Raw genomic sequence first — 25040 nt, forward strand, 5'->3', positions numbered from 1 at the left:
CAGCGCCCGCGCAAGCGGACGGCTGCCGTCGAACCTTGGTGCGAGCGTTGCTGCCTGGCGCCCGGCGCGTTGCTCAGCGGCTGCGCCGGCGCGGTGCCGGGGTGGCCTGCGGCATGAAGCGATCGACCATGCTGGCTGGCAAAGCGTTGTCTTCCAGCCGGCTGGCGACCTGCACGCAGACCGTGCGGCACAGCTCGATCACGCTCTCGTCCTCGATGGCGTAGAACACGAGGTTGGCCTCCTTGCGGCGCGACAGCACGCCCGCGCGGTACATCGCGGTGAGATGGCGCGACACATTGGTCTGCGACGATCCCACCGTCTCCACCACGGTGCCCACCGGCTTCTCGCCATCGCACAGGGCGTGCAGGATCTTCAGCCTGGTGGGCTCTGCCAGCAGGCTGAAATACCCCGACACTTTCTCGAACACGCGATCCATCTCATCCATGCCATTCAATATATTCGTATATGCGTAATTGCGCATATAGTGTTTACCCCTTCGCATAGCCGAAGCCGCCGAACGGGTCATAGCCGCGCGCCATGACGAAGGCTGTCTCTCCCTCTCCCCTCAGGGGGAGAGGGGTGGCTTAGCCAGGAACTACTTGAAGCGAAGCCCGTGGTGTTCTCCAGCACGACAACGCAGATCGTGACTGCCGCGGACTGCCCTCAGCCCAGCATGTCGGCCCAGATGGCATCCGCCCACGCCTGCGCATAGGTGCCTTCCAGCGCGTTCGGCGCCGCCGACAGCCCGCCTGACCCGGGCACCGTGACCATGGTCTTCTGCGCGGCATCGTAGCGATGCACGCTGGCGATATGGATGGCTTCGCGCTCTGAGGTGAAGCTATAGCAGGTGTTGTTGTACAGCGGCTCGGGGTTGGGCGCGTGGCCGGCTAGCAGCGACACGATAGCAGCGGCCGCCACCTTGCCATGCTGGTTGGCCATATGGCCCGATTTGGGCATCAGCGGCGCAATCTGGATGGCATCGCCGAGCACGTGGATATTGGGCGCGGCCTTGGATTCGAAGGTGAGGAAATCGACCTCGCACCAGCGGCCGTTGGCGGTGGCCAGCCCGCTTGCAACGGCGATGGCCCCGGCCCGCTGCGGCGGCAGCAGGTTGAGCACTTCGGCGCGCTCGTCGTCCTGCACCTCGAACTTGAGCGTGCGGGTGACAGGGTCCACATCGACGGCGTTGTACTGCGGCCGGTACTCGACCATGCCCTGGTAGCGCGTGGCCCAGACCTGCTTGAACAGCGCTGCCTTGGAGGTGACGTCGGGATTGGCGTCAAGGATCAGCACCTTGCTGCGCGGCTTGGCCCGGGTGAAATAGTCCGCGACCAGGCAGGCGCGCTCATAGGGGCCAGGCGGGCAGCGATACGGCGCCAGCGGAATGCTGATGGCGAAGGTGCCGCCGTCGCGCATGGCCTCCAACTGGCGGCGCAGGCCCACCGTTTGCGGGCCGGCCTTCCAGGCGTGCAGGATCTGGTCGCCGCCGGGCTGGGCAAGGCCCGGGATCTCGCCGGAGAGCACGTCCACGCCAGGTGAGAGCACCAGCTTGTCGTAGGCGAGCGTGCCGCCACCTGCCAGGCGTACCTCGCGGCGCGCGGCGTCGATGGCGCTGACGTGGTCGCGCACGACCTTGACGCCGTGGCGCTTTGCCAGCGCATCGTAGGACAAGGTGATGTCGTCGATGCGCTTGCTGCCGGCGAGCACCAGGTTGGATAGCGGGCAGGACACAAAGCTGGCGTTGGGCTCGACCAGCGTGACCTCGATGCCCTGCGTGCTCCATTCGCGCAGGTAGCGCGCGGCAGTGGCGCCGCCATAGCCGCCGCCCACCACCACCACCTTTGCCCTGCGGGTCGCGGCCTGCGCGCCGAGCGTGCCGAACATGGCCGCGCCGGCCAGCGTGCCGAGAAACTCACGTCGTTGCATCTGGAAATCTCCTTGCCGGGTTGCAGGGTTAGCGCACGGCGGCGAACCAGCCCGCGATGGCCTCGATCTGCTGGTCGCTGTAGCCCTTGGCGATCTGCTGCATCACGGTGGCCTCGCGCTTGCCTTGCTTGAAGTCCTGCAGCTGGCGGACCAGCTCGGACTGGCTGCGCCCGGCGAGTGCCGGCACCACGCTGCCCGCAGGCGCGCGGCCGGCCGGGCCGTGGCAGCCGGCGCAGGCGGCGGCCCAGTTGCGCGCCTGCAGCGCGGTGGCGTCGGTCGCCTGCGCGCGCGCGCAGGCAGGCAGGGCCAGCAGCGTCAGCGCTATTAACGCTATTAGCGTAGGCAGGGCAGCTGGTGTGAGGGTCTGGTTCATGGTGTTCGCTCCGGGGTCGCGCCGCGAGGGCGTGCCAACCCTAGCACAGCGCAGCGCGCGCATGTGATGCGAAATCCGCAGATCGAACTGCGCCGGCTGCTCTCAGGCGCGGGCGGCGGCCGGCAGCAGCCGGCAGAGTCGGCGGGCGCTGCGCGAAAGGCGGGAGCCTGGCGGGCCGCCTTTCGCGCGCGGCCGTTCAGGGCAGGTTACGGCCGGGCGGCAATGCCACCGGCGAGGCAACGGGCGATGCCACCGGGCTGGTCGTGGCGCCGCTGGCGGCGTCGGGTGCGGTTTGCGCGGGCGCCGACTGCACCGGTGCTGGCGTACCAGGTGTGGCGGGCGCTGCGTCTGGCGGCGTGGTCCGCCCGGTGGAGGCAGCGTCGAGCCTGGCCGCCTCGGCTTCGGTCACATAGTCGAATGCCTTGACCACCTTGACCACGCCGCTGGCATTGCGCGCCACATCGGTGGCGCGCTCGCCCTCGGGCGGCGTGACCACGCCGAGCAGGTAGACGACGCCCTTCTCGGTGACGATCTTGATCGAGTTCGAGGGCACGCCATCGGCGGTGACCAGCATGGTCTTGACCTTGCTGGTGATAAAGGTGTCCTGGCTCTGGGTGACGAACGACGGCGACGAGACGATCTCGAGCTCGTTGACCACTTCGCGCGCATTGGGCAGGCCCTTTACGTATTGCTCGATCTGCTGCTTGACCGTGTTGTCCTTGGCCTCGCCTGTCAGCAGCACCTTGCGGTTGAAGACCGACACGCTCACGCGGGCCTGGCCGTTGTAGCGCGAGTTCAGCGTGTTCTCGGCTTCGAGCTGCAGGCCGCGGTCGATGGTCTGGGTGGCGGTGGGCCGGCGGTCGGTGGCCATGGTCACGCCGCTGGCCATGCCGGCAGCGATGACCGGAAAGCAGCCGGCGAGCTGCGTGGCCGCGACGGTCAGGGCCGCCATCATGGCGGCGGTGCGGGCCAGGCGCGGCAGGTGCCCGGTCAGCCGGGCGGCGCGGGATTCACGCGGGTTGGGCAGAGTCGTCATGCGGTCCTTGCTGAAAGCGGTGAGGCAAAAAAAGGGCTGTGGTGGCAAAAGGCGGCAGCGCCGCGCGGCGAGCTTGGGTGGGCGCAGGCCTTACCCCTCGCCCAGCAACGCTTCGTCGATGCCGTCGCACAGGCAATGCAGGGTCAACAGGTGCACTTCCTGGATGCGCGCCGCGCGCTCGCTGGGCACGCACAGGTGGACGTCGAATTCGTCGAGCAGGCCGGCGAGCTCGCCCCCGCCCTGGCCGGTCAGCGCCACCACGCTCATGTCCCGCTGCTTGGCGGCCAGCACCGCGGCGATCACGTTGGCGGCGTTGCCGGAGGCGGACATGGCGAGCAGCACGTCGCCCGGCTGGCCGAGCGCTTCCACCTGCTTGGAGAACACCACGCTGAAATCGTAGTCATTGCCGATGGCGGTGAGGATGGAGCTGTCGGTGGTCAGCGCGATGGCCGCCAGGCCCGGGCGCTCGCGCTCGAAGCGGCCGATCAGGTCGGCCGCGAAATGCTGGGCATCGGCGGCGGAACCACCGTTGCCGCAGGCCAGGATCTTGTTGCCGCTGGTGAGCGCGCCAACCAGGCGCTCGATCGCCGCGGCGATGTGCGGCGCCATCACCGTGGCGGCCTGGCGCTTGGTCTCCGCGCTGTCGAAGAAATGCTGCTGGATGCTATCGATATGCATGGCTCGATCGGCCTTCTTGTTTTCAAACGCTTTTCAAATACGGCATGCGCCGCAAGATACCGCTGCATTATGACGCAGGCGCCTGGGCTGCCTGCCGCTTCATTGCGCCGCGCCAGCATCGAACGCGTCGCGGATCCATTCGAGGCGGCCCGGCTCCAGCGCGACCACATCCAGCCGGCAGCGCGGCTCGAAGCCCTGTCCTGCCTGCGCCGCCAGGTAATGCGCCGCCGCCAGCAGGATGCGCCGCTGCTTGGCGGGCGTGACGCTGGCCGCTGCACCGCCATAAGCACGGCTGGCGCGCTGGCGCACCTCGACAAACACCAGCGTGCCGTCGGCCGCGCGCATGATCAGGTCGATCTCGCCGCCTTTGCAGCGATAATTGCGAACCACGAGCGCCAGGCCCTGCCTTTCCAGGTAGTCCAGCGCGCGCGACTCGGCCCGGGCTCCCCGCGCCTGCGTCGGCGACATCGTGGATTTGAATGATGGTTTCAACGGAAGTTCTCAAGCATGACTGACTGGATCTCCCTGGCGGCCGGCCAGTCCTACCCGTCCGGCACCCTGTATGTGGTGGCCACCCCGATCGGCAACCTGGCCGATCTCTCGCTGCGGGCGCTGCATGTGCTCGGCCTGGTCGACGCCGTGGCCTGCGAGGACACCCGCAACACCGGGCAACTGCTCACGCGCGTGGGCCTGCACCGCCCTTTGCTGGCGGTGCACGAGCACAACGAGCGCGAAGCGGCCGAGCGCATCAACGCGCGGCTGGCGGCCGGCGAGCGCATCGCCTATGTGTCCGATGCGGGCACGCCCGGCATCTCGGATCCGGGCGCGCGGCTGGTGGAAGCGGCGCGCGCCGCGGGCCACGCGGTGGTACCGCTGCCCGGCCCGAGCGCGACGGTGGCAGCGTTGTCGGTGGCGGGCGCGATGCTCGACAGCGGTGACGGCCGCTTCACCTTTGCCGGTTTCCTGCCGCCCAAGGCGCGTGCGCGCGCCGATGCCATCGCCGGGCTGGCCACACTGGACCATGCCTGGGTGGTGTATGAGGCGCCGCACCGCATCGCCGACACGCTGGCGGCGCTGGCTGCCGCGCTGCCGGCCGGCCGGCGGCTGTTGATCGGCCGTGAGCTGACCAAGCTGTTCGAGGAAATCAAGGTGCTGCCCGTGAGCGAGGCGCCGGCCTGGCTCGCCGCCGATCCGTCGCGCGCCAAGGGCGAGTTCGTGCTGGTGGTGGAAGGGGCAGCACCGGCGGCGGCGGATGCCGGCCTGCCCGACGCCCGCGCCCAGCAGGTGCTGGGCCTGCTGCTGGCCGAGTTGCCGGCCAAGCGGGCTGCCAAGCTTGCCGCCGCCATTACCGGTGCGCCAACGGATGCGCTGTACCGGCTGGCGCTGGCCCAGCGCGCCGAGGGTGGCGCGGAGGACGAAGCCACGGAGTAAGCCGGAGACAAGCGCGAGGCTGGCGCCGTCGGCCTCGCGGACCTGGCAGGGCTGCATGGTCCGCGCCCCGGCTCAACGGCTCTTGCGCTTCGTGGTGGCAGGCTTGCGCGCCTTGCGGGCCGTGCGCGCCGGCTTGGCGGGATTGTCTGCCATCTCGGAACCGGTGGAGGCATCGTCGCCGCCATCGCCCGCATCGTCATCGCCCGGCGCGATCTGTGGCCCCAGCGCCGCGACCTCGGAGCGCGACAGGCGCCGGATTTCCACCTGGGTCGAGCCGTGGTCGGTGAAGCCGAGGCGCTTGGCGGCGCCATAGGAGACATCGAGGACGCGGTTGCTGTGATACGGCCCGCGATCGTTGATGCGAACCACCGCGACCTTGCCGTTGCGCAGGTTGCGCACCAGCACCCAGCTGTCGAGCGGCAGCGAGGGATGCGCGGCGGTCATCGCGCGCATGTCGAAGCGCTCGCCATTGGCGGTCTTGCGGCCATGGAAGCCCTTGCCATACCAGGACGCCGTGCCGCGCTGCTCAAAGGAGCCCAAGTCGGGCCGCAAGCCTTCCAGCGAGCCCTGGCCGGCGCCCTCGCCCAGCGCATCGTTGCCGCCGCCCCAGCGGAACAGGCCCCAGCCGTTACCGTTGTCTTTCTGGGCATGATCGGTCGCCTCGCCCCTGGTGGCGTCATCGGCCTTGCCATGCTTGCCGCCGTTTTTGTCGCCCTTGGCCGTCTTGCCCGGCTTGGCAGCCTTGGCACTTCCCGGCGTGGCGGCAGTGGGCATGCCCTCCTGCGCTTCATCCGCCGGCGGGATCGCACAGGCGGCCAGCGCCAGCGCGCACGTGGCGTGCAGGCACAGGCGGACGATCCGCCCGGGGCGGGGAAAATGGGGGGGTAACCAAGACATCGCGGGAGTCTAGCATCACGCAGTTACACCTATGGTCTTGATTATGTTACGAATTGTCTGTACCGCGCGGCAAAAACCGTACCCGATTCGGCGGCGGTCGGGCGCAATGCCAGTCCTGGCAAGGCTTTCACGGTGTGCTGCCCGCATGGCTTCATGGCTTGGCCGTGCTGCCGGGCGCAGCACGTTCCAGTGTGCCCGACGCTACAATGCGAGGACGATTCCAATCGCGGGCCGTCCCGGCGGTTGCGCCCGTTGTGGCGCATCAGGCGCCCGCGGCTTCCACGGCTTCCGCGGCTTTCGCGATATCCCGCGTTCCCCCTCCTGAATTCCGCCCCATGCAAGTCCTATTGATTCCCGTGACGCCTTTCCAGCAGAACTGCGCGCTGCTGATCGACGAGACCACCGGCCGCGCCGCGGTGACCGATCCCGGCGGCGACCTTGACCGCATCCATGCCGCGGTCAAAGAACACGGCGTGACGCTGGAGAAGATCTTTCTCACCCACGGCCATGTGGACCATTGCGCGGGCGCCGCGTCGCTCGCGCGCGAGCTTGGAATCCCGATCGAGGGGCCGCACGAGGACGAGCGTTTCTGGATCGAGCAACTGCCCGAGCAGACGCGCCGCTTCGGCTTTGGCCACGCCGAGATCTTCGAGCCGCAGCGCTGGCTCGACACGGGCGACACCGTGCAGTTCGGCAGCGAGACGCTGGAGGTCTACCACTGCCCGGGCCACACGCCCGGCCACGTGGTGTTTTTCTCGCGCGCCAACCGGCTTGCCATCGTGGGCGATGTGTTGTTCGCCGGCTCGATCGGCCGCACCGACTTTCCGCGCGGCAACCACGCCGACCTGATCCGCTCGATCCGCACCCATCTGTGGCCGCTGGGCGAGGACGTCACCTTCGTGCCCGGCCACGGGCCCGTCTCCACCTTTGGCGAGGAGCGCAAGAACAACCCGTACGTGGCGGACCACCTGATCGATGTGGCCTAGTGGCCTGGCAGGCTAGTGGGCTAGTGGGCTAAACCCGCCGCCGCTTTTCTCGAACCTCATTTCCAAGGCAGGCCATGGCCAAGCGACAGGCACCTGACACCCGTCCCGAAATCTATGTCAGCACCGACGTGGAGGCCGACGGCCCCATCCCCGGGCCGCACTCCATGCTGTCGTTCGCTTCCGCCGCGATGCTGGCGGACAAGACCGTGGTGAGCACCTTCTCGGCCAACCTGGAAACGCTGCCGGGCGCGGCCGGGCATCCGGCGCAGATGCAGTGGTGGCAAACCCAGCCGGAAGCCTGGGCCGCCTGCCGGCAGGACCTGGAGCCGCCCGAGCGGGCCATGGTGCGCTACGTGGAGTGGGTGGAAAGCCTGCCCGGCAAGCCGGTCTTCGTGGCCTTTCCGGCTGGCTTCGACTTCACCTGGATGTTCTGGTACATGATGCGTTTTGCCGGCCGCTCGCCGTTTGGCTGGGCCGCGCTCGACATCAAGACGCTGGGGTTCGCCATGACCGGGCTGCCCTACCGCAAGACCGTCAAGCCGGCACTGCCGGCCGAGTGGAAGGACCCGCTGCCGCACACCCATGTGGCGCTTGACGATGCGCTGGAGCAAGGTGCGCTGTTCTGCAACATGCTCGCCGAGCTGCGCGCGCGGGAGGCCACGCTGGCCGCCGCGCAAGCTTTGGCCGAAAGCGATGGTGCGCCACCGGCTCCCACGGCCTGAGCAGGTTTGCCTGCGGATTGCCGCGGGCCGTGCGCCGGCCTCGCATCCTGGGCCGCGCCAGCTATAGTTAAGACGTATATGGCATCCGAACCCACCCCGTCACAGGGCTGCCGCGGCGCCACGCCATATACGCTTACACGGCCTCGCGAGCCACGCCCAGGAGGTGTCGCCCATGCGTTTCCATCCCGACCTGCACTTGCGCCATATGGCCGGCCGGTTGCACTGGCCGCACGTGAGCGCATCCTCGCGAGAGTCCACACGCTCGCATTCCCTGGAGGACGACGCCGACGTCGCCAAGGCCACGGTCTACGTGAGCGCGGTGACGCTGGTGATCCTGCTGGTGGTCCTGGCGGCAATCGCTTTCGGCCAGGAGGCCATGCACTGGCTGGGTGTTCATTAGACGACCCGCCTGAAGCAGTTCAGCCTCCCTGACCGGGCCGGCCCCCACCTAGGTGGGGGCCGGTTTTATTCCGGGACCAAGGTATGCCGGCGCCGGCTCAGGCCAGCAAGGGGGAGACGTTCTCGGGCGGGCGGCCGATGGCGGCGCGGCGGTTGCGCACCACCAGCGGGCGTTGCAGCAGGATGGGGTGGTCGGCTACCGCGCCCAGCACCTCGGCATCGGTCAGGCCCGGATCGGCCAGGCCCAGCTCCTTGTAGGGCGCTTCGTTGTCGCGCACCATCTCGCGCACCGGCACGCCCAGCATGGTGTGGAGCTGCTTGAGCGTGGACAACGTGGGCGGCGTCTTCAGGTATTCCACGATCTCCACGGGCTCGCCCAGCCGGCCAGCGGCTGCCTCGACCAGCGCGAGGGTTTCACGCGACTTCGAGCAACGGGGGTTGTGATAGATGGTGATCATGGCGGCACTCCTGGTTCGACCGATGCCCCGGCATCGGGGCTGAAACCCGCACTATACAAGCGGCGTTGCCCGCCCGCATGCCCCCGAGAGGTGGCATATCGGCTCAGGCCGGGCTTTGCCTTTCCGGCGCCAGCCGCAGCAGGGCCGCCACGGTGGCACGCAGCCCGGCGCGCAGCGGCTTGTCGTGGCGCAGCACCAGCGCCAGCGTGCGCGCCAGCGGCGGGGCCAGCGGGCGCACGGCGATCCGCGCGCGCGGCTGGCCTGGCGGCAGCGCCATGCCCGGCAGCACCGAATAGCCCAGCCCGGCACCCACCAGCTCCTTGATCGCCTCGACGCTGTCGAGCTCCATCACCGGGCGCGCGCTGATGCCGGCGCGCAGGAACCATTCGTCCACCAGCCGGCGCGTATTGCCGCCGGGCGAGAACAGCACCAGCGGCCGGCCAGCCAGGTCGGCGGGCGTCACGGTAGCGGGCAACGGCTCATCGTCGGCGGGGCCAATGGCCACGAACGGGTCTTCCAGCACAGGCGTGATGTCGAACATCCGGCCAGAGGCTGGCAGCGTCACGAAGGCCAGGTCCAGGGCGTTGTCTTCCACCGCCTTGAGCGCTTCGCCGGTGTTTTCCGTGCTGACCACGATCTCCAGCGCAGGCATGGCGCGGCGCAGGTCGCGCAGCACCGCAGGCAGCAGGTAAATGCAGGCGGTGGCGCCCGTGCCCAGCCGCACCCGGCCGATCACACCACCGGCGTGGCGCGCCATGCTGTCATCGGCGGCGGCCAGCGCCCCGGCCACGCCGCGCGCGTGCGCCAGCAAGTCTTCGCCGGCAGGGGTGGGCAGCACGTGGCGCCCTACCCGTTCGAGCAGGCGCAGGCCATAACGCTGCTCCAGCTGGCGCACCTGCAGGCTGACGGCCGGCTGGCTCAAGCCGAGGCGCTCGGCCGCCGCCGAGAAGCTACCAAGATCGCAAACCAGCGAAAAGGCCTGCAGGAAGTCGGGATTGAGATGCCGCATACCAAAGAATTTCTTATGCGCCGCATAAGTCAGCGAAGCTTCCTTTATAGCATCGGCGCACGTTAAGGTAGCGGCGTGCCCCGGCCCTTGCCATCGCGGGGCAGCTTGCCGCAACACGGCTTTCCTCCACGTATCGTTTTTCCCCCGGCCTCGACTACGCTCGAACCGGCTTACCCGCCCAGACCGCTCGCCGCGCCAGCATCATGAAAGCCCCTCTCGCCACACTCAGCGCCGCCTCCGCCACGCCGATGGCCGTGGCCAATGCCACCGCCGCCGTCCAGGCCTGCGCCAGCCCGTCGATCCGCGACGCCACCGCTGCCGACATCCCCGCCATCCAGGCCATCTACGCGCACCACGTGCGTCACGGCCGCGCGTCGTTCGAGGAGGTCGAGCCGGGCGTGGACGACATCCGCCTGCGTCACGCCGAGGTGAAGCGCCAGGGCCTGCCCTACCTGGTGGCCGAGCGCGGCGGCGAGGTGCTGGGCTATGCCTACGCCAGCGCCTACCGCACGCGCAGTGCTTACCGTTTTGCCATTGAGGATTCGGTCTACATCGACGAGCGCTACCGGGGCCAGGGCCTTGGCCTGGCGCTGCTTGCCGCGCTGGTGTCGCGCTGCGAGAGCGGCCCGTGGCGGCAAATGGTGGCGGTAGTGGCCTGCACCGCCAGCGGCGAAGGCGCTGGCTCGCTGGCCTTGCACGAGCGGGTGGGCTTTCGCACCATCGGCCGGCTGCAGTCCGTCGGGTTCAAGCACGGGCAGTGGATCGATACGGTGCTGATGCAGCGGTCGCTGGGAGATGGGGACGAAACGCCGCCGGTGGAGCGCGCGGCCAGGCCGTAAGCCTGGCCGGCCCCAAGCCGGCAGACAGCCGATCCACCTGAATTAATTCCAATTAGGAATTATAAGTGGATATAACTAGGTAGATATATTTGTCATGTGCATGATCTTGCGATCAAGGCTGACGAGAGGGCGCGGCGAGCGCCTGCCCTCTCTTCTAGTCCCGGGGCTGATATCAGCCCCGGGACCATGACGGATCAACCGATCAGATCCGACAGCGCCAGCGCCACCACCTTGGTGGCACGGTTCAGGTCGTTCAGGCGCAGGTTCTCGTCCGAGTTGTGGCCGCGCGCTTCCATCAGCGTGCGCGGGCCGGCGCCGTACAGCACGGTGGGGATGCCGTACTTGGTGTAGTGGCGGGCATCGGTGTAGAGCGGCACGCCTTGCACCGGGATCTCCACGCCGAACACTTCCTCGGCACGGCCCTTCAGGGCGCCGATCAGCTTTTCCACGCCCGGCAGTTCCGACAGCGGCTCGGCCAGGATGATGCGCTCGACCTTGACCTCGATGCCCGGACGGTCCTTGGCGGCCTTCTCGACCACGGCGCGCAGCTCACCCTCGGCGTCGAAGCCGATTTCCTCGGGGATCATGCGGCGGTCGACGCGGAAGGTCACCAGGTCCGGCACTACGTTGGTGTTGATGCCGCCCTTGATCAGGCCGACGTTCAGCGTGGCGGTATCGATGCCCAGCGTCTTCGACTTGCGCGTGGCCAGCTCGGCACGCAGGCCGTAGATGGCTTGCAGGATATGGGTGGCGGCTTCGATCGCGTCCACGCCGGTGTGGGGCATGGCGGCGTGGCCTTGCTTGCCCTTGACCGTCACTTCCACGTGCAGGCAGCCGTTGTGGGCCGAGGTGATGCCGTAGGAGAAGCCGGCCGAGATGGCGTAGTCCGGCTTGCTCAGGCCCTGGTCGAGCAGGAACTTGGGACCGATGTCGCCGCCGGTTTCCTCGTCGTACGTGAATTGCAGTTCCAGGGTGCCGTTGAGCTTGGCGCCTTGCTTTTCGGCTTCCATCAGCGCCAGCACAGCGTACGTGTAGGTGGCGAAGTCCGACTTGGACACCGCCACGCCACGGCCGTACATGACCGGGCCGTGTTCGCTGTCGGCGATTTCGCCGCCGTACGGGTCCTTGGTCCAGCCCAGGCCCGGAGGCACCACGTCGCCGTGGGCGTTCATGGCGATGGTGGGGCCGCCCGTGCCGAAGGTCTTGCGCACCAGCAGGTTGGTGGCGCTGATCATGCCAGCGGCCTTGACCAGCTCGTCCGGCACTTTGTGCGCTTCGACCTTGAAGCCCAGGCCTTCGAGCAGCGCCTTGGCGCGCGCGCCGTGCGCGTCGCAATCGCCCGGCGGGTTATCCGACGGCACCTTGACCAGTTCGGCGAGGAAGGCTTCCTGCGCGGGACGCTGGGCGTCGATGTAGTTGGTGAGCGTGGTCTGCAGCGGGTTCACGTTGTCTCTTGCGGTCATGTTGATTCTCGAAAAGTCTTTCAGGATGGCGGATGCGGGCGCTTTACTGCTGCGGCGCGGAATGCTTGTCGAAATGCTCGACGAAATCGCTGAACACGGCAGCCGCGCTGGCGGCATCCTCCGCGGTCATGATCTCGGTGGGGTGATGGCTGATGCCGCCGTTGCCGCAGCGCACAAACAGCATCGCGACATCGGCAATGGCCGCGATGGCCATGGCGTCGTGGCCGGCGCCGGAAGGCAGGTGCCGCACCGGCAGCCCCTGGCGGGCGATGGCATCCGCCCATTGCTGTTGCAGCCAGGGCGCGCACGGCACGCTGACGGCCTCATGGGTCTTGCGGATCTGCACGCGCACATTGCGCCGGGCACACACGCGCTCGATCTCCGCCAGCACGTCATTCACGGCAGCCTGGCGCACGGCGTCTTCGCCGGCACGGATGTCGATGGAGAAGACCGCGCGGCCCGGCACCACATTGGCAGCGCCGTTAGGCACGTTGAACTGGCCGATCGTGCCGACCAGGCCCGGCAGGCCACTGCAACGGCGCTCGATAAACAGGCCGATCTCTGCGCCGGCCATGGCGGCGTCGCGGCGCATGTCCATCGGCACGGTGCCGGCGTGGCCGGCCAGCCCTTCAAGTTCCACGATAAAGCGGGTGGCGCCGGAGATCGCGGTCACGACACCCAGTGACAGCCCTTCGTTGAGCAGCACCGGGCCTTGCTCGATATGGACTTCCACGAACGCCAGCACCTGCTCGCGCGCATGCGCGGCGGCGGGCAGGCCGGCGGGATCGAAACCTGCCGCGCGCATCACTTCGCGCATGGTCTTGCCCGAGTCGTCCACGTTGTCGAGCACATTGGTGTCGAAGGTGCCGGCGATGGCGCGGCTGCCCAGCAGCGTGGCCTTGAAGCGCACGCCCTCTTCCTCGGCAAAGCCAACCACCTCGATGGCGAACGGGAAGCGCTTGCCCTGGCGGTTCCACTGCGCCACGCAGGCAACCGGGAGGATCACGCCGAGGTTGCCGTCATAGCGGCCACCATCGCGCACGGTGTCGAAGTGCGAGCCGGTGAGCAGCGCGGGCGCATCGGGCGCGGTGCCCTCGTAGCGGCCGATCACGTTGCCGGCCGCGTCGCGGCGCACCGTCATGCCGGCAGCCTGCATCCACTCGGTGAGCTGTGCGGCGGCGCCATGGTGGGCCTCGGTGAGATAGGTGCGGGTGAGCATGCCTGGCTGCTCGGTGTGGACGGCCAGGGTATCGGCCCAGGCCATGATGCGCGCCCCGGTTTCGGTAGCGGGCGTGAGGGTTGCTGCCATGCGTGTCTCCTGCTGGAAGTGCGCGAATGCGGGTGGCGCCGGATCATGCAAGCCCCGCGCCAGCGGTGCCTCGGGTGCCGGGCCGGCGCCGCCGGACCATCCCGGTGCGCCCTGACTCTCGTGCGAGAGCTCTATTTTGTGCGATTCATGGTAGCACAGTGAATTCAAAAATTGCATACAAAAATGATATGCACTATATTGGCTTCCACGTTCCGACAATTCGCTGCGGACAATCTGATCCGGACAGCGAGTTGCGTGGATTCCGCTCCAACAAGCGGGCCAATCCGCGAAGCGCCGCAGCCCTCACCCGGCCACGCGCCCGGCACGTCAGGCCGGCTGTCCCGCCACGCGGGCAACCGGCAATTCCTGCAGCAATGACAGGATGCGCCAGCCAAAGTCTAGGACGCGTCCGCATGGAGACAACGATGCACCCAGCAGTCCAGCAACGGCCGGCTTCCGGCCGCCCGCAAGCCGCCTTTTCCCGCTTCTTCCGATCCCTGTTTGGCCAGGTCCTCGTCGCCCTGGTGCTCGGGACTGCGCTCGGGCTGTTTTTCCCTGAATTTGCCGCCAAGCTCAAGCCGCTCGGCGATGCCTTTATCAAGCTGATCAAGATGCTGATCGGCCCGATCGTGTTCTGCGTGGTGGTGGCCGGCATCTGCGGCGCCGGCGAGCTCAAGAAGGTGGGCCGGGTCGGCGTCAAGGCCGTGCTCTACTTTGAGGTGGTCACCACCATCGCGCTGGCGCTGGGCATCGCGCTGGCTTACATCTTCCACCCCGGCACCGGCATGAACGTGAACCCGGCCTCGCTCGACGCCTCGGCCATGTCTGCCTATGTGGACACCGCCGAGAAGGTCAAGAGCGCGGGCATGGTGGATTTCCTGCTCAAGCTGATTCCCAGCACCATCACGGGCGCGTTCGCCAGCGGCGACGTGCTGCAGGTGCTGCTCGTTTCGATCCTGTTCGGCTGCGCGCTGTCGCTGGTGGGTGAGCGCGGCCAGCCGCTGGTGACGATCATCGACAACTTCTCGCATACGCTGTTCAAGATGATGGGCTTCATCATCAAGCTGGCGCCGCTGGGCGTGCTGGGCGCGGTGGCGTTCACCGTGGGCAAGTACGGCATCGGCTCGCTCAAGCAGCTGGGCTACCTGGTGCTGGTGTTCTACGGCGCGGTGGCCTTGTTCGTGATGGTGGTGCTGGGCACGGTGATGCGCCTGTGCGGCTTCTCCGTCTTCAAGCTGATCCGCTACCTGCGCGCCGAGCTGCTGGTGGTGCTGGGCACCGCATCGTCCGACAGCGTGCTGCCGCAGGTGATGAAGAAGCTGGAGTTCCTCGGCATCAAGAAATCGGTGGTGGGCCTGGTGATCCCCACGGGCTACTCCTTCAACCTGGATGCCTTTTCGATCTACCTGACGCTGGCCGCGGTGTTTATCGCCCAGGCCACCAATACGCCGCTGGCGCTGGGCGACCTGCTCGGCATCCTGGCGGTGGCGCTGGTCACCTCCAAGGGCGCGCACGGCATCCCCGGCTCGGCCATCGTGATCCTGGCGGCCACGCTGTCGGCACACCCGGCCATTCCCGCCATCGGGCTGGTGCTGGTGCTGTCGGTGGACTGGTTCATCGGCATTGCCCGCGCGGTCGGCAACCTGATCGGCAACTGCGTAGCCACGGTCGTGGTCGCCGCCTGGGAAAAGGATATCGACCGGGCACGCGCCCACGACGTGCTCAACGGCAGGATCGACGCCAGCGACCTTGAAGCGGGCTTTGGCCCGGCGCCGCACGAGGCCGCCCTGGCTACCCCCGGGGCATCCCCGCTGCCCGGCACGGCCGCGGGGCGCTAGAATCTCGGGATTCCTCCTACCGAGACGCTGCGCAAGTGCGCAACCATGCCTGAGCATATCGACCCTGCCATGACCGCCGAAGCGATCGCCGAAGACATCGTCGCGGCGATCGTCTCGCACCGCCTGCCGCCCGGCACCAAGCTGCGCGAAGAGGCCCTGGCGAGCGTCTACCGCGTCAGCCGCACCAAGGTGCGCGCCGCGCTGCTGATGCTGTCCAAGGACAAGCTCATCCAGATCGTGCCGGACAAGGGCGCCTTCGTGGCCAAGCCCAGTGCCGAGGAGGCACGCGAAGTGTTCGCGGTGCGCCGCATCCTGGAGGCAGCCCTGGCGCGTGAATTCGTGGCGCGCGCCACCGCCGCCGACTACAAGCGCATCGACCGGCACCTCGTCGCCGAGAAGAAAGCGCTGGGCGGCAGCGATGCGCATGTGCGCACCCGCCTGCTCAGCGATTTCCACATCATGCTGGCGGACGTGGTGGGCAATGGTGTGCTGACGGGCATGCTGCAGGAGTTGTCGTTGCGCAGCGCGGTGATCACCATGCTCTACCAGTCCCGCCGCGACGCCGCCTGCTCCTCGGACGAGCATCGCGACTTCATCGAGGCCGCCCGCGCCGGCGACACCGAGCGCGCGGTGACCCTGATGGTGGAGCACCTGAACCACGTCGAGGCGGCGCTGCATTTCGAGCAGGTGCCCGCCGCCCGCAGCAAGGACCTGGTGACGGCGCTGCTGGCCTGATCCCGGCATGCTGCTGCGCGCTTGACCCAGGTCAATGCGCGCCACGCGCCTTTGCACCATCATCGACCTCGTCATGAAGCTGCGGGGGCGCGCTTCATGACACCCTGGCCCGTCCATCGCGGACGGCAGCCCGCACGCCGGCTTGGGTGCGGGCTTTTTCTTTTGCGCGCCGCGCGTGCCGTCATTGCCAGATCCGCGCGTGATCGAATCACGGCTTCGGAGTAGGATGTCGGAGGCCCAAGTCAGAGGCCGCTTAAAAGATCAATGGCAAAAGATAAAAGCCAGGAGACAGACATGACCCGTTCCAGCCGTCCAGTGGCGATGTTCGAGGCATCGCCAGCACCAGCCCGCGCCATCCTGCTCCCCTATTTGCCACCCCTGGCGGCCCCGCCATCCGTGCGCCCGCGCCGCGGGCGCGGCTGATCTTCCCGCCCGACCCACCGTGCCGGGCCATCCGCTTTCATCATCCAACCCATCCTGGTGAGGGAAATCCATGTCCAACGCGTTCAAAGATGACGTCCTGGCCGGCAAGGTCGTGTTTATCGCCGGCGCCTCGTCCGGCATCAACCTGGGCATCGCCCGGCATTTTGCCAAGGCGGGCGCCAGGCTGGCGCTGGTCAGCCGCGACCCCGAGCGCATCGCCGCGGCGGCGGCTAGCATCAACGACGCCGGCGGCAGCGCCATCGGCATGGCAGCCGATGTGCGCGACTATGGCGCGGTGGAGGCGGCGCTTGCGCGCACGCGCGACGAGCTTGGCCCGATCGATATCGTGATCTCGGGCGCGGCCGGCAATTTTGTCGCACCGGCGCTAGGCATGTCCGCCAACGGCTTCAAGACCGTGGTGGATATCGACCTGATCGGCACCTTCAATGTCTTGCGCGCCTGCTTTGCCTTTCTCAATGCGCCGGGCGCCTCGCTGATCGCCATCACCGCGCCGCAGGCGGTCAACGCCATGATGTTCCAGGCCCACGTATGCGCCGCCAAGGCCGGCATCAACATGCTGGTGAAATGCCTGGCCATGGAATGGGGCCCGGCCGGCGTGCGCGTCAACGCCATCTCGCCCGGCCCCATCGCCGGCACCGAGGGCATGGCGCGGCTCGCGCCCACGCCGGAAATGGAGGCGCGCTTCAAGGCGCGCCTGGCGCTGCGCGACTACGGCGACAAGGACGATATCGCCAATACGGCGCTGTTCCTGTCCACCGACAACGCCCGCTATATCACCGGCACCATCGTCGACTGCGATGGGGGCAGCAAGCTGGGCGACGCGTCGGCCGACGCACTGCATCCGCCCAAGGCGCCCGGCAAGGCGGCCTGAGCCGCGCGGCGCTACACACACTCAAGCCTTCGTGCATTTGTGCATTTGTGCATTTGCGCATCAGAACACCTACGACAAGGAGACAGCCATGACATCACCCGTGCTCTATCACGCCGCCGAGGGCGTGGCCACCATCACCCTGAACCGCCCCGACGTGCTCAATGCGCTCAACAGCGCGCTGATGCTCGAGCTGCGCGCCGCCGTCGAGCGCGCCGCGCAGGACGAGGCCGTGCGCGCGGTGGTGCTGACCGCCAATGGCCGCGGCTTTTGCGCGGGCGCCGACCTGGCCGGGCGTGAGCCCGGGCTGCAGGATTCGGGCACGCTGCTGCGCGAGCGCTACCACCCGATCGTCCTGGCGCTGCGCAATATGCCCAAGCCCGTCATCACCTCGGTCAACGGCGTAGCGGCCGGCGCCGGCATGAGCCTGGCGCTGGCCGGCGACGTGGTGCTGGCTGGCCGCTCCGCGTCGTTCCTGCAGGCGTTCTCGAAAATCGGCCTGGTGCCCGATGCGGGAAGCACCTACTTCCTGCCGCGCTACGCGGGCGAGATGCGCGCCCGCGCGCTGGCCATCCTGGCCGAGAAAATCGACGCCGAAGAAGCCCATCGCATCGGCCTGGTGTGGAAGGTGCATGAAGACGAAGCCCTGCCGGCCGAGACCGCCAAGCTGGCCGCCCACCTGGCGCAGATGCCCACCTTTGCCTACGGCCTGATCAAGGAAGCACTCAACGCCAGCCTGGAGAGCGACCTGCCGGCACAGCTCGAACGAGAAGCCACGCTGCAGTCGCGCGCCTCGAAGAGCGAGGACTTCAAGGAAGGCGTGGCGGCATTCCTGGAAAAGCGCAAGCCCGCATTCAAGGGCCGCTGACCACCGCTGGCTACGCATCGCACCACCAATTCGAAACCAGGAGACGCGCACCATGCTAGGCCTCATGCAAGACCGTCCGTTGCTGATTTCCTCACTGATCGAGTACGCCGCGCAGTACCACCCGCTGCAGGAGATCGTGTCGCGCACGATCGATGGCGGCACGGTGCGCTCCAATTACGCGCAGGTGCACCTCCGCGCAAAGCGGGTGGCCAGCGCGCTCGCCGGGCTTGGCATTCAGCAAGGCGACCGCGTCGGCACGCTGGCGTGGAACACGCACCGCCACCTGGAGCTGTACTTCGGCGTGTCGGGCGCGGGTGTGGTGCTGCATACCGTCAATCCCCGCCTGTTCCCCGAGCAGATCGACTACATCATCAATCACGCGGAAGACCGCGTGCTCTTCTTCGATCCGTGCTTCGCGCCGCTGGTGGCGCAACTCGCGCCGCGCCTGTCCAGCGTCACGCACTACGTGGCAATGACCGACCGCGCCGGCACCGACGCGCTTGGCCTCGCCGGCAAGCTGCCCAGCCTGCTGTGCTACGAAGACCTGGTCGAGGCCGGCAGCGAGGACTATGCATGGCCGCAGTTCGACGAGCGCACCGCGTCGTCGCTTTGCTACACATCGGGCACCACCGGCAACCCTAAAGGCGTGCTGTATTCGCATCGCTCCACCGTGCTGCACAGCCTCAAGGCTTGTGCGTTCGACACCTTTGGCGTGAGCGCGGACAGCGCGATCCTGCTGGTCGTGCCGCTGTTCCACGCCAACGCCTGGGGCATGCCCTACGCATGCGCCATGACGGGCGCCAAGATGGTGCTGCCCGCCCAGCACCTGGACGGCGAAAACGTCTACCGCATGCTGCGCGACGAACGCGTGACCTTTTCCACCGCGGTGCCCACGGTGTGGCTGATGCTGTTCCAGTACCTGGATGCGCATCCAGAGATCGATCCGCGCTCGCTCGGGCTGAAGCTGGCCGGCGTAGGCGGCTCCGCCGCGCCGGCGGCGATGATCGAGCGCTTCGAGCAGCAGTTCGGCGCGCGCTTCGTCCAGGGCTGGGGCATGACGGAGACCAGCCCGATCGGCGTGATCAGCACGCTCTTGCCCAAGCATCAAGCGCTGGGCACGCAGGAGCAATTGAAGATCAAGCTCAAGCAAGGCCGCGCGCTGTGGGGCGTGGACCTGCGCATCGAGGACGACCAGGGCAACGCGCTGCCGCACGATGGCCAGGCCTTTGGCCGGCTCAAGGTGCGCGGGCCGTGGATCGCCTCGGCGTACTTCAAGGCAGAGCACGACGCGCTCGACGCCGACGGCTGGTTCGACACCGGCGACGTCGCCAATATCGATGCCGACGGCTATGTGCAGCTGGTGGATCGCGCCAAGGACGTGATCAAGTCCGGCGGCGAGTGGATTTCTTCCATCGACCTGGAGAATGCCACCATGGGCCATCCCGCCGTGGCCGAAGCCGCCGTCGTGGGCGTGCCACATCCCAAGTGGCAAGAGCGCCCGCTGCTGGTGGTGGTGCGCCGCGCGGGCAAGGACGTGAGCGCCGCCGAACTGCTCGCGTTTCTCGCCGCGCGCGTCGCCAAATGGTGGGTGCCCGACGACGTCGCCTTTGTCGACTCGCTGCCCCACACCGCCACGGGCAAGCTGCTCAAGGTGAAGCTGCGCGAGCAATTCAAAGACTATGTCCTGCCCACGGCGCAGGACCCGATTCCAGCAAGGAGCAATGCAAGATGAGCACCAGCAGCGAACGCATCATCCTGACCATCGAAGATGGCGTGGCCGAGGTCAGGCTCAACCGGCCCGACAAGATGAACGCGCTCGACCCCGCCATGTTCGACGCGCTGATCGAGACCGGCCAGCGTCTCGCGCGCGAACCGGACTTGCGCGCCGTTGTGCTGTCGGGTGCAGGCCGCGCATTTTGCGCCGGGCTCGATATGCAGAGCATGGCCGGGCTGGGCAATGGCCAGGGCGACGCCATCGCCGCGGGCCGCCTCGCGGCGCGCAGCCACGGCATCGCCAATCGCCCGCAGTTCGCCTGCATGGTGTGGCGCGAACTGCCGGTGCCGGTGATCGCCGCTGTGCACGGCGTGGCGTTCGGCGGCGGCTTGCAGGTCGCGCTCGGCGCGGACCTGCGCTATGTCACCGCGGACACGCGCATGTCGGTGATGGAGATCAAGTGGGGGCTGGTGCCCGACATGGCCGGCATGCTGCTGATGCGCGGCCTGGTGCGCCCCGACCGCCTGCGCGAGCTGATCTACAGCGGCCGCATCGTCACTGGCGAAGAAGCCTGCGCGCTGGGCCTGGCCACCGCCGTGGTGGACGACCCGCGCGCCGCCGCGCTAGCCACCGCGCGCGACATCGCCAACCGCAGCCCGGACGCAATCCGCGCCGCCAAGCGCTTGATGCAGGTGAGCGAAGACGGCGACGGTGCCGCCATTCTGCTGGCCGAATCGGTCGAGCAGGACCGGCTGATCGGCGGCGCCAACCAGCGCGAAGCAGTGATCGCCAATATGGAAAAGCGGGCAGCAGCGTTCAAGCCGGCGTCGTAGTGTTGCGTGGTGCGGGCTGAGGTGCCTGGCGATCTGCGATCTGCGCCTTGCGCCTTGCGTTTTGCGTTTTGCGTCTTGCGCGCTCAGGCGTGCCGACGCGTTCGCTGGCGCCGCATCCGGCAATAGAGCGCCACGTAGACCGCCAGGTTGAGCGCCAGTACCACGGCGCCAAGCACCATCTGGATCTCGCGCGTGAGGCCATCGGGATAGATCAGCGCCAGCACGTAGTGCTGCACAAAATCCCCGCCATAGGCTTGCTGCCCCGCGCGCTGGCGCAGCGCATTTTCCAGCGGCGTGAGCGGGCAGATCCATCCGCTCCACTCCACCACCACGCCCCAGGCCGCTGCCGGCAGATGCAGCCAGGCCATGCGCGGCCAGCGCAACACCAGCAAACCGCCCAGCATGACGAAGACGATAAAGGCGAGGTGAAAAAGGACGACCGCGTCCGCGAGCCACGCCGCCATCATCGTCCTTGCCGCCCGGTCCAGTAGCCCGGCACCGCGAACGCTGCCTTCAGGTGCTCGATAAAAAAGCGGATCTTTGCCGGCACCGGACGCTGCTGCGGGTACACCGCAAGGATGTCGTAATCGGGCAGCGCATACTCATCCAGCACCGTGATCAGCTCCCCGCTCTCCAGCTGCGGCAGGATTTCCCAGGTGGAGCGCCAGCCCAGCCCCAGGCTCTCGCCCGTCCAGCGATGCAGCAACTCGCCGTCGTTGCAATCCAGGTTGCCATTGACGCGCACCGTCACCGTCTTGCCGTCTTGCTGGAAATACCAGCCGCGCTGCTGGCCTCCCTGCAGGTTGAACGCCAGGCAGTTGTGCTGCGCCAGGTCGTCCAGTGTCTGCGGCACGCCGTAGCGTGCGAAGTAAGCCGGCGTGCCGCAGACCACGCGCTTGTTGGTCGCCAGCTTGATCGCGACAAAGTTTGGATCGATGGCCCCGCCAATGCGGATGCCCACGTCATAGCCCTCGCGCACGAGGTCCACCACGCGGTCGGTCAGGTTGAAGGAAATCTGCACCTCGGGGTTCGCCGCCAGGAACGCCGGCGCATGCGGCGCCACATGCTTGCGCCCGAACGCCGCCGGGGCCGACACGATCAGGTGGCCGGTCGCCTTGTGCTTGCCTTCGGCGATCAGCATCTCGGCCCGGTCCAGGTCCGCCAGGGCCTTCTTGCACTGCTCCATGAACGCCGCGCCTTGCTCCGTCACCACGATGCGCCGCGTTGAGCGGTGCAGCAGCTTCACGCCGATGCGCGCCTCCAGCGCATTGATGCGGCGCCCGATCATCACCGGCGTCACCCCCTGCGTCAGCGCGGCCGCAGCCATGCTGCCGTGTTCGACGACAGCGATAAAGGCTTCGATCTGTTTTAGCTTGTCCATGCTGTGTGTCTCCTGGGCGTCATTGTGGCGCATTTGAAGGCGGCGGGCATGTGCTGGGGGCTATGGAGGCGATTTGGGTGGGGGCATGAGGAATGAGGAATGAGGAATGAGATATCAGGCGGGAGGCCCGGACCTGGCGTCCGCCATCGGGCCATTCGTGCCCGATCAAGCGCTCCGACAATGCATCACTGCACTCACCTGCCCGCACGCACCGCGGGCCGCCCTCGCGGCATCGTTTGCGCGCAATGCCGTACCTCCTTGCTGAACTCGGCGCAGGCGTGGGTCATCAGGTCTTCCGAGCGGTAGACGAGGAACACGCGGAACTCGGGTAGTTCGTCGCTGATCGGCAGTCGGATCAATGACGAAGGATCGAGCCGCAGCGGGCCGGTGCCGTCGAAGACGAAGTCGGACCACATGCTGATCAGGTCGGTGCGCGTGGCCAACTGCAGGCCGAGCAGGTTGGAGGCGCTCTGCACCACGCGCTTGGGCATGTCGAGCCGGTGCAGCCGCATCACGCTGGCGAGCGGGCTGCCGGGGTCGTCGAGCGGGTCGAGGACGAGCCAGTCGGCGTCGAGCAGCGGCCTCAGCCGGCGTACCCGCCGCAGCGGATGGCCGGCGCGCACGGCCAGCGACATTCCGGTGGAAAACAGCGGTTCCCACTGGAAGGTGCCGGTGCCGGGGCCGCTGTTGGTGGAGATCAGGCCGAGGTCGAGCCGGCCTTCGCGCAGGCCTTCGAGGATCTGTTGCGGGCGCAGCTCGAAGCCGCGCAGGGCGACATTGGGAAAGCGCTTGCGGAACGCGGCCATGGCGTCGGGCAGCGGGCCGCTGGAGGCCACCGCGGTGAAGCCGATGTTGAGCTGCGCGTCGGCGTGGCCGCGGATGGCTTCGATGTCTTCCAGCGCATGCCGCAGTTCCTGCTCCACCAGGCTGGCGCGCTTGACCAGCGCCACGCCATAGGCGGTCAGGCTGACGCCGCGCACGGAGCGCGACATCAGGGTGACGCCGAGTTCGCGTTCCAGTTCGGCGATGGCTTTGGACAGCGCCGGCTGCGACACATGGAGGCTGCGCGAGGCTTCGTGGATGCTGCCGTGCTGGGCCACCGCCAGCAGGATGCGTAGTTGCTGCAGCTTCATCTTGGCTTTTCCTCTTTTTATGTTCTTCCAGGCGCCCCGCAACGGTGCGCGCCGCCCCGGAGCCGTGCCCAAGCGCCGTTGGCGGCACTACTGCGCGCACCCGGTGCTGCGCCGCGAATGCCCATGGCACAAGGCTTCTCGGTACTTGTACCGATAGCGGCGCGACGGTGGTTATGACGGCGATGCCATTTGGTTATCAGGATGAAAATATATGATTTTTGGCTTGCCGTGTTTGCCTCAATACTTCATCGCCAGGGAGTCCCCACTTTCCCGCGATGGATGCCCGGCAAGCGCCGGCCTCCACGGCCCCCACCCCCTCACCCCCTCAACCAGTTCGTGGAGATCCGACATGAACGATGCCACCCTGCCCGCGGCGCCCTCGCTGGCCCCTTCTCAGGCCAAGCCCGCGAGCCCGCCGCGCCAGAGCCAGTCCCGCCTGATCGCCGCCTGCTCGATCGGCAATGCGCTCGAGATGTACGACTTCACCGTCTACAGCTTCTTCGCGTTGCTGATCGGCAAGCTGTTCTTTCCGTCCGACAGCGCATACGGCTCGCTGCTGCTGGCGGTGGCGACCTTCGGCATCGGCTTCGTGATGCGGCCGCTGGGCGGCTTTGTGATCGGCAACTACGCGGACCGCCATGGCCGCAAGGCGGCAATGACGCTGACCATCGGCCTGATGGTGATTGGCACGATGTGCCTGGCCTTTGCCCCGACCTACGCGGTCGCTGGCTTGTTCGGGCCGGTGATGATCGTGGCCGGACGCCTGCTGCAGGGCTTTTCGCTGGGCGGCGAGATTGGCGCTTCCACCGCCATGCTGATGGAGTCCGGCGGCGTCAAGGGCCGCGGCTTTCGCGTCAGCTGGCAACTCGGCAGCCAGGGCATCGCGGCGACGCTGGGCGCGCTCACGGCCGCCATTCTTTATGGCGTGCTGCCGCAGGCTTCGCTGGAAAGCTGGGGCTGGCGCGTGCCCTTCGTGCTGGGCCTGCTGATTGCACCTGTGGGCCTGTATATCCGCGCTCACCTGGACGAGACGCACACGGCCGAGGCGCACGCGCCCAGCCCGCTCGGCACGCTGTTCCGCGAGCATGGCGGCACTGTGGTCAAGGGCATCCTGACCATCATCGGCGGCACGGTCGCCACCTACCTGGTGGTGTACTTCATGCCCACCTACATGATCCGCGAACTGCATCTGCCGCCATCGCTGTCGCTGCTGTCGGGCTGCGTGACGGGTGTGGTGTGCCTGGTGATGTCGCTGGTGGCCGGCACGCTGGCCGACCGCTTGCCGCACCGCAAGCCGCTGGTGCTGGGCTCGATGGCCTTCACGCTGGTGTGCCTCTATCCCGCGTTCTGGCTGATGACCCATTACCCGAGCGTGCCGCTGGTGCTGTCGCTGTCCGCGTTGCTGACCGCCAGCGTCTACCTGGGCTCCACGCCGATGCTGCTGATGATGATGGAACTCCTGCCGGCCCATGTGCGCGCCAGCGGCCTGTCGGTGATCTACGCGGTTGGCGTGACGGTGTTCGGCGGTTCCTGCCAGTTCATCGTCACCTGGATGCTGGCCAAGACCGGCAACCCGATGGCGCCCGCCTTCTACATGATGGCCTGCGGCACGGTGACCATCCTCGCGGTGCTGACGATCCGCGAAAACGCCCAAGCGCATTGAGCGCTCTCCTCCTCTACCCGGCCAGGCTGGCCGACTT

The 25040-nt window shown here is 67.7% G+C and carries 27 protein-coding genes; 13 read left to right on the top strand and 14 right to left on the bottom strand.

The features are described 5' to 3' along the window. Window positions 1-73 precede the first annotated feature (73 nt). The 6 genes from AC07XB_RS16780 to AC07XB_RS16805 form a co-directional block, all read right to left on the bottom strand. On the bottom strand, window positions 74-481 hold the full coding sequence (locus tag AC07XB_RS16780; RefSeq protein ID WP_043350505.1) for an ArsR/SmtB family transcription factor: 408 nt from the start codon (window positions 479-481) through the stop codon (window positions 74-76). Between the two features lie 182 nt (window positions 482-663). Next, on the bottom strand, window positions 664-1926 hold the full coding sequence (locus AC07XB_RS16785) for an FCSD flavin-binding domain-containing protein (RefSeq protein ID WP_492374149.1): 1263 nt from the start codon (window positions 1924-1926) through the stop codon (window positions 664-666). 28 nt (window positions 1927-1954) lie between these two features. Next, the gene (locus AC07XB_RS16790) at window positions 1955-2299 is read right to left on the bottom strand and encodes a c-type cytochrome (RefSeq protein WP_492374148.1); all 345 of its coding nucleotides are present in this window, start codon (window positions 2297-2299) and stop codon (window positions 1955-1957) included. 196 nt (window positions 2300-2495) lie between these two features. Next, window positions 2496-3335, bottom strand: a complete 840-nt coding sequence (locus tag AC07XB_RS16795; protein WP_492374147.1) for a BON domain-containing protein — start codon at window positions 3333-3335, stop codon at window positions 2496-2498. A 90-nt stretch (window positions 3336-3425) separates the two neighbouring features. Next, window positions 3426-4013: a phosphoheptose isomerase gene (locus AC07XB_RS16800; protein ID WP_043350515.1), complete on the bottom strand. Its 588-nt coding sequence runs from the start codon at window positions 4011-4013 to the stop codon at window positions 3426-3428. Between the two features lie 99 nt (window positions 4014-4112). Then, a complete protein-coding gene (locus AC07XB_RS16805; RefSeq protein WP_492374177.1) occupies window positions 4113-4481 on the bottom strand; it encodes a YraN family protein in 369 nt (122 codons plus the stop codon). Between the two features lie 39 nt (window positions 4482-4520). Between AC07XB_RS16805 and rsmI the strand changes: the two genes are divergently transcribed. Further along, window positions 4521-5444 (top strand): 16S rRNA (cytidine(1402)-2'-O)-methyltransferase, encoded by a 924-nt coding sequence (rsmI, locus tag AC07XB_RS16810; protein WP_492374146.1) that lies wholly within the window; start codon window positions 4521-4523, stop codon window positions 5442-5444. A gap of 72 nt (window positions 5445-5516) precedes the next feature. Here rsmI and AC07XB_RS16815 read toward each other — a convergent pair whose 3' ends face one another. Further along, the gene (locus AC07XB_RS16815; RefSeq protein ID WP_492811491.1) at window positions 5517-6341 is read right to left on the bottom strand and encodes a septal ring lytic transglycosylase RlpA family protein; all 825 of its coding nucleotides are present in this window, start codon (window positions 6339-6341) and stop codon (window positions 5517-5519) included. A gap of 335 nt (window positions 6342-6676) precedes the next feature. Here AC07XB_RS16815 and AC07XB_RS16820 point away from each other — a divergent pair, with 335 nt between their 5' ends. The 3 genes from AC07XB_RS16820 (at window position 6677) to AC07XB_RS16830 (ending at window position 8449) form a co-directional block, all read left to right on the top strand. Beyond that, window positions 6677-7327 (top strand): MBL fold metallo-hydrolase, encoded by a 651-nt coding sequence (locus tag AC07XB_RS16820; RefSeq protein ID WP_477133553.1) that lies wholly within the window; start codon window positions 6677-6679, stop codon window positions 7325-7327. 74 nt (window positions 7328-7401) lie between these two features. Beyond that, window positions 7402-8049 carry a 3'-5' exonuclease family protein gene (locus AC07XB_RS16825; RefSeq protein ID WP_492374143.1) on the top strand — a complete coding sequence of 216 codons (648 nt, stop codon included), beginning with the start codon at window positions 7402-7404 and terminating at the stop codon, window positions 8047-8049. A gap of 172 nt (window positions 8050-8221) precedes the next feature. Then, window positions 8222-8449, top strand: coding sequence for a hypothetical protein (locus AC07XB_RS16830; RefSeq protein ID WP_492374142.1), 228 nt, complete (start codon window positions 8222-8224; stop codon window positions 8447-8449). A 97-nt stretch (window positions 8450-8546) separates the two neighbouring features. Here AC07XB_RS16830 and arsC read toward each other — a convergent pair whose 3' ends face one another. Then, window positions 8547-8906 (bottom strand): arsenate reductase (glutaredoxin), encoded by a 360-nt coding sequence (gene arsC, locus AC07XB_RS16835; protein WP_492374141.1) that lies wholly within the window; start codon window positions 8904-8906, stop codon window positions 8547-8549. A 103-nt stretch (window positions 8907-9009) separates the two neighbouring features. After that, on the bottom strand, window positions 9010-9915 hold the full coding sequence (locus AC07XB_RS16840) for a LysR family transcriptional regulator (RefSeq protein ID WP_492811487.1): 906 nt from the start codon (window positions 9913-9915) through the stop codon (window positions 9010-9012). A 248-nt stretch (window positions 9916-10163) separates the two neighbouring features. On the opposite strand from AC07XB_RS16840, the gene AC07XB_RS16845 reads away from it, so the two are divergent. Continuing rightward, a complete protein-coding gene (locus AC07XB_RS16845) occupies window positions 10164-10754 on the top strand; it encodes a GNAT family N-acetyltransferase (protein ID WP_492828738.1) in 591 nt (196 codons plus the stop codon). 194 nt (window positions 10755-10948) lie between these two features. Here the strand turns inward: AC07XB_RS16845 and AC07XB_RS16850 are convergent, their stop codons facing one another. Both AC07XB_RS16850 and AC07XB_RS16855 read right to left on the bottom strand, forming a co-directional pair. Beyond that, window positions 10949-12217 carry a M20/M25/M40 family metallo-hydrolase gene (locus tag AC07XB_RS16850; protein WP_492828699.1) on the bottom strand — a complete coding sequence of 423 codons (1269 nt, stop codon included), beginning with the start codon at window positions 12215-12217 and terminating at the stop codon, window positions 10949-10951. A 43-nt stretch (window positions 12218-12260) separates the two neighbouring features. Then, complete coding sequence (locus AC07XB_RS16855; RefSeq protein ID WP_492828697.1) at window positions 12261-13526, bottom strand: allantoate amidohydrolase; 1266 nt, start codon at window positions 13524-13526, stop codon at window positions 12261-12263. A 425-nt stretch (window positions 13527-13951) separates the two neighbouring features. Here AC07XB_RS16855 and AC07XB_RS16860 point away from each other — a divergent pair, with 425 nt between their 5' ends. The 7 genes from AC07XB_RS16860 to AC07XB_RS16890 all read left to right on the top strand — a co-directional run bounded on the left by AC07XB_RS16860 (window position 13952) and on the right by AC07XB_RS16890 (window position 20826). Then, entirely contained in the window at window positions 13952-15364 is a 1413-nt protein-coding gene (locus tag AC07XB_RS16860) for a C4-dicarboxylate transporter DctA (protein ID WP_492811481.1), read from the top strand. A gap of 45 nt (window positions 15365-15409) precedes the next feature. After that, complete coding sequence (locus AC07XB_RS16865; protein WP_043350559.1) at window positions 15410-16099, top strand: GntR family transcriptional regulator; 690 nt, start codon at window positions 15410-15412, stop codon at window positions 16097-16099. A 294-nt stretch (window positions 16100-16393) separates the two neighbouring features. Further along, the gene (locus tag AC07XB_RS16870) at window positions 16394-16522 is read left to right on the top strand and encodes a hypothetical protein (protein WP_492828695.1); all 129 of its coding nucleotides are present in this window, start codon (window positions 16394-16396) and stop codon (window positions 16520-16522) included. A gap of 70 nt (window positions 16523-16592) precedes the next feature. After that, window positions 16593-17414 (top strand): SDR family oxidoreductase, encoded by an 822-nt coding sequence (locus AC07XB_RS16875; RefSeq protein ID WP_416049915.1) that lies wholly within the window; start codon window positions 16593-16595, stop codon window positions 17412-17414. An 88-nt stretch (window positions 17415-17502) separates the two neighbouring features. Then, a complete protein-coding gene (locus AC07XB_RS16880; RefSeq protein ID WP_492828693.1) occupies window positions 17503-18279 on the top strand; it encodes an enoyl-CoA hydratase-related protein in 777 nt (258 codons plus the stop codon). Between the two features lie 52 nt (window positions 18280-18331). After that, window positions 18332-20011: a long-chain-fatty-acid--CoA ligase gene (locus AC07XB_RS16885; RefSeq protein WP_492828691.1), complete on the top strand. Its 1680-nt coding sequence runs from the start codon at window positions 18332-18334 to the stop codon at window positions 20009-20011. Then, entirely contained in the window at window positions 20008-20826 is an 819-nt protein-coding gene (locus AC07XB_RS16890) for a crotonase/enoyl-CoA hydratase family protein (protein ID WP_492828689.1), read from the top strand. Before AC07XB_RS16885 ends, AC07XB_RS16890 begins: the two co-directional genes overlap by 4 nt. Before the next feature lie 83 nt (window positions 20827-20909). On the opposite strand, the gene AC07XB_RS16895 is transcribed toward AC07XB_RS16890, so the two are convergent. The 3 genes from AC07XB_RS16895 to AC07XB_RS16905 all read right to left on the bottom strand — a co-directional run bounded on the left by AC07XB_RS16895 (window position 20910) and on the right by AC07XB_RS16905 (window position 23340). Continuing rightward, window positions 20910-21293: a DUF2784 domain-containing protein gene (locus tag AC07XB_RS16895; RefSeq protein ID WP_492374134.1), complete on the bottom strand. Its 384-nt coding sequence runs from the start codon at window positions 21291-21293 to the stop codon at window positions 20910-20912. Next, window positions 21290-22207: a LysR family transcriptional regulator gene (locus AC07XB_RS16900; RefSeq protein ID WP_416049919.1), complete on the bottom strand. Its 918-nt coding sequence runs from the start codon at window positions 22205-22207 to the stop codon at window positions 21290-21292. The genes AC07XB_RS16895 and AC07XB_RS16900 overlap by 4 nt, the downstream gene beginning before the upstream one ends. 194 nt (window positions 22208-22401) lie before the next feature. After that, window positions 22402-23340, bottom strand: coding sequence for a LysR family transcriptional regulator (locus AC07XB_RS16905; protein ID WP_416049920.1), 939 nt, complete (start codon window positions 23338-23340; stop codon window positions 22402-22404). A 349-nt stretch (window positions 23341-23689) separates the two neighbouring features. On the opposite strand from AC07XB_RS16905, the gene AC07XB_RS16910 reads away from it, so the two are divergent. Next, entirely contained in the window at window positions 23690-25003 is a 1314-nt protein-coding gene (locus AC07XB_RS16910) for an MFS transporter (RefSeq protein WP_492373486.1), read from the top strand. Window positions 25004-25040 lie beyond the last annotated feature (37 nt).

The organism is Cupriavidus sp. GW821-FHT02F09, from assembly GCF_059421605.1.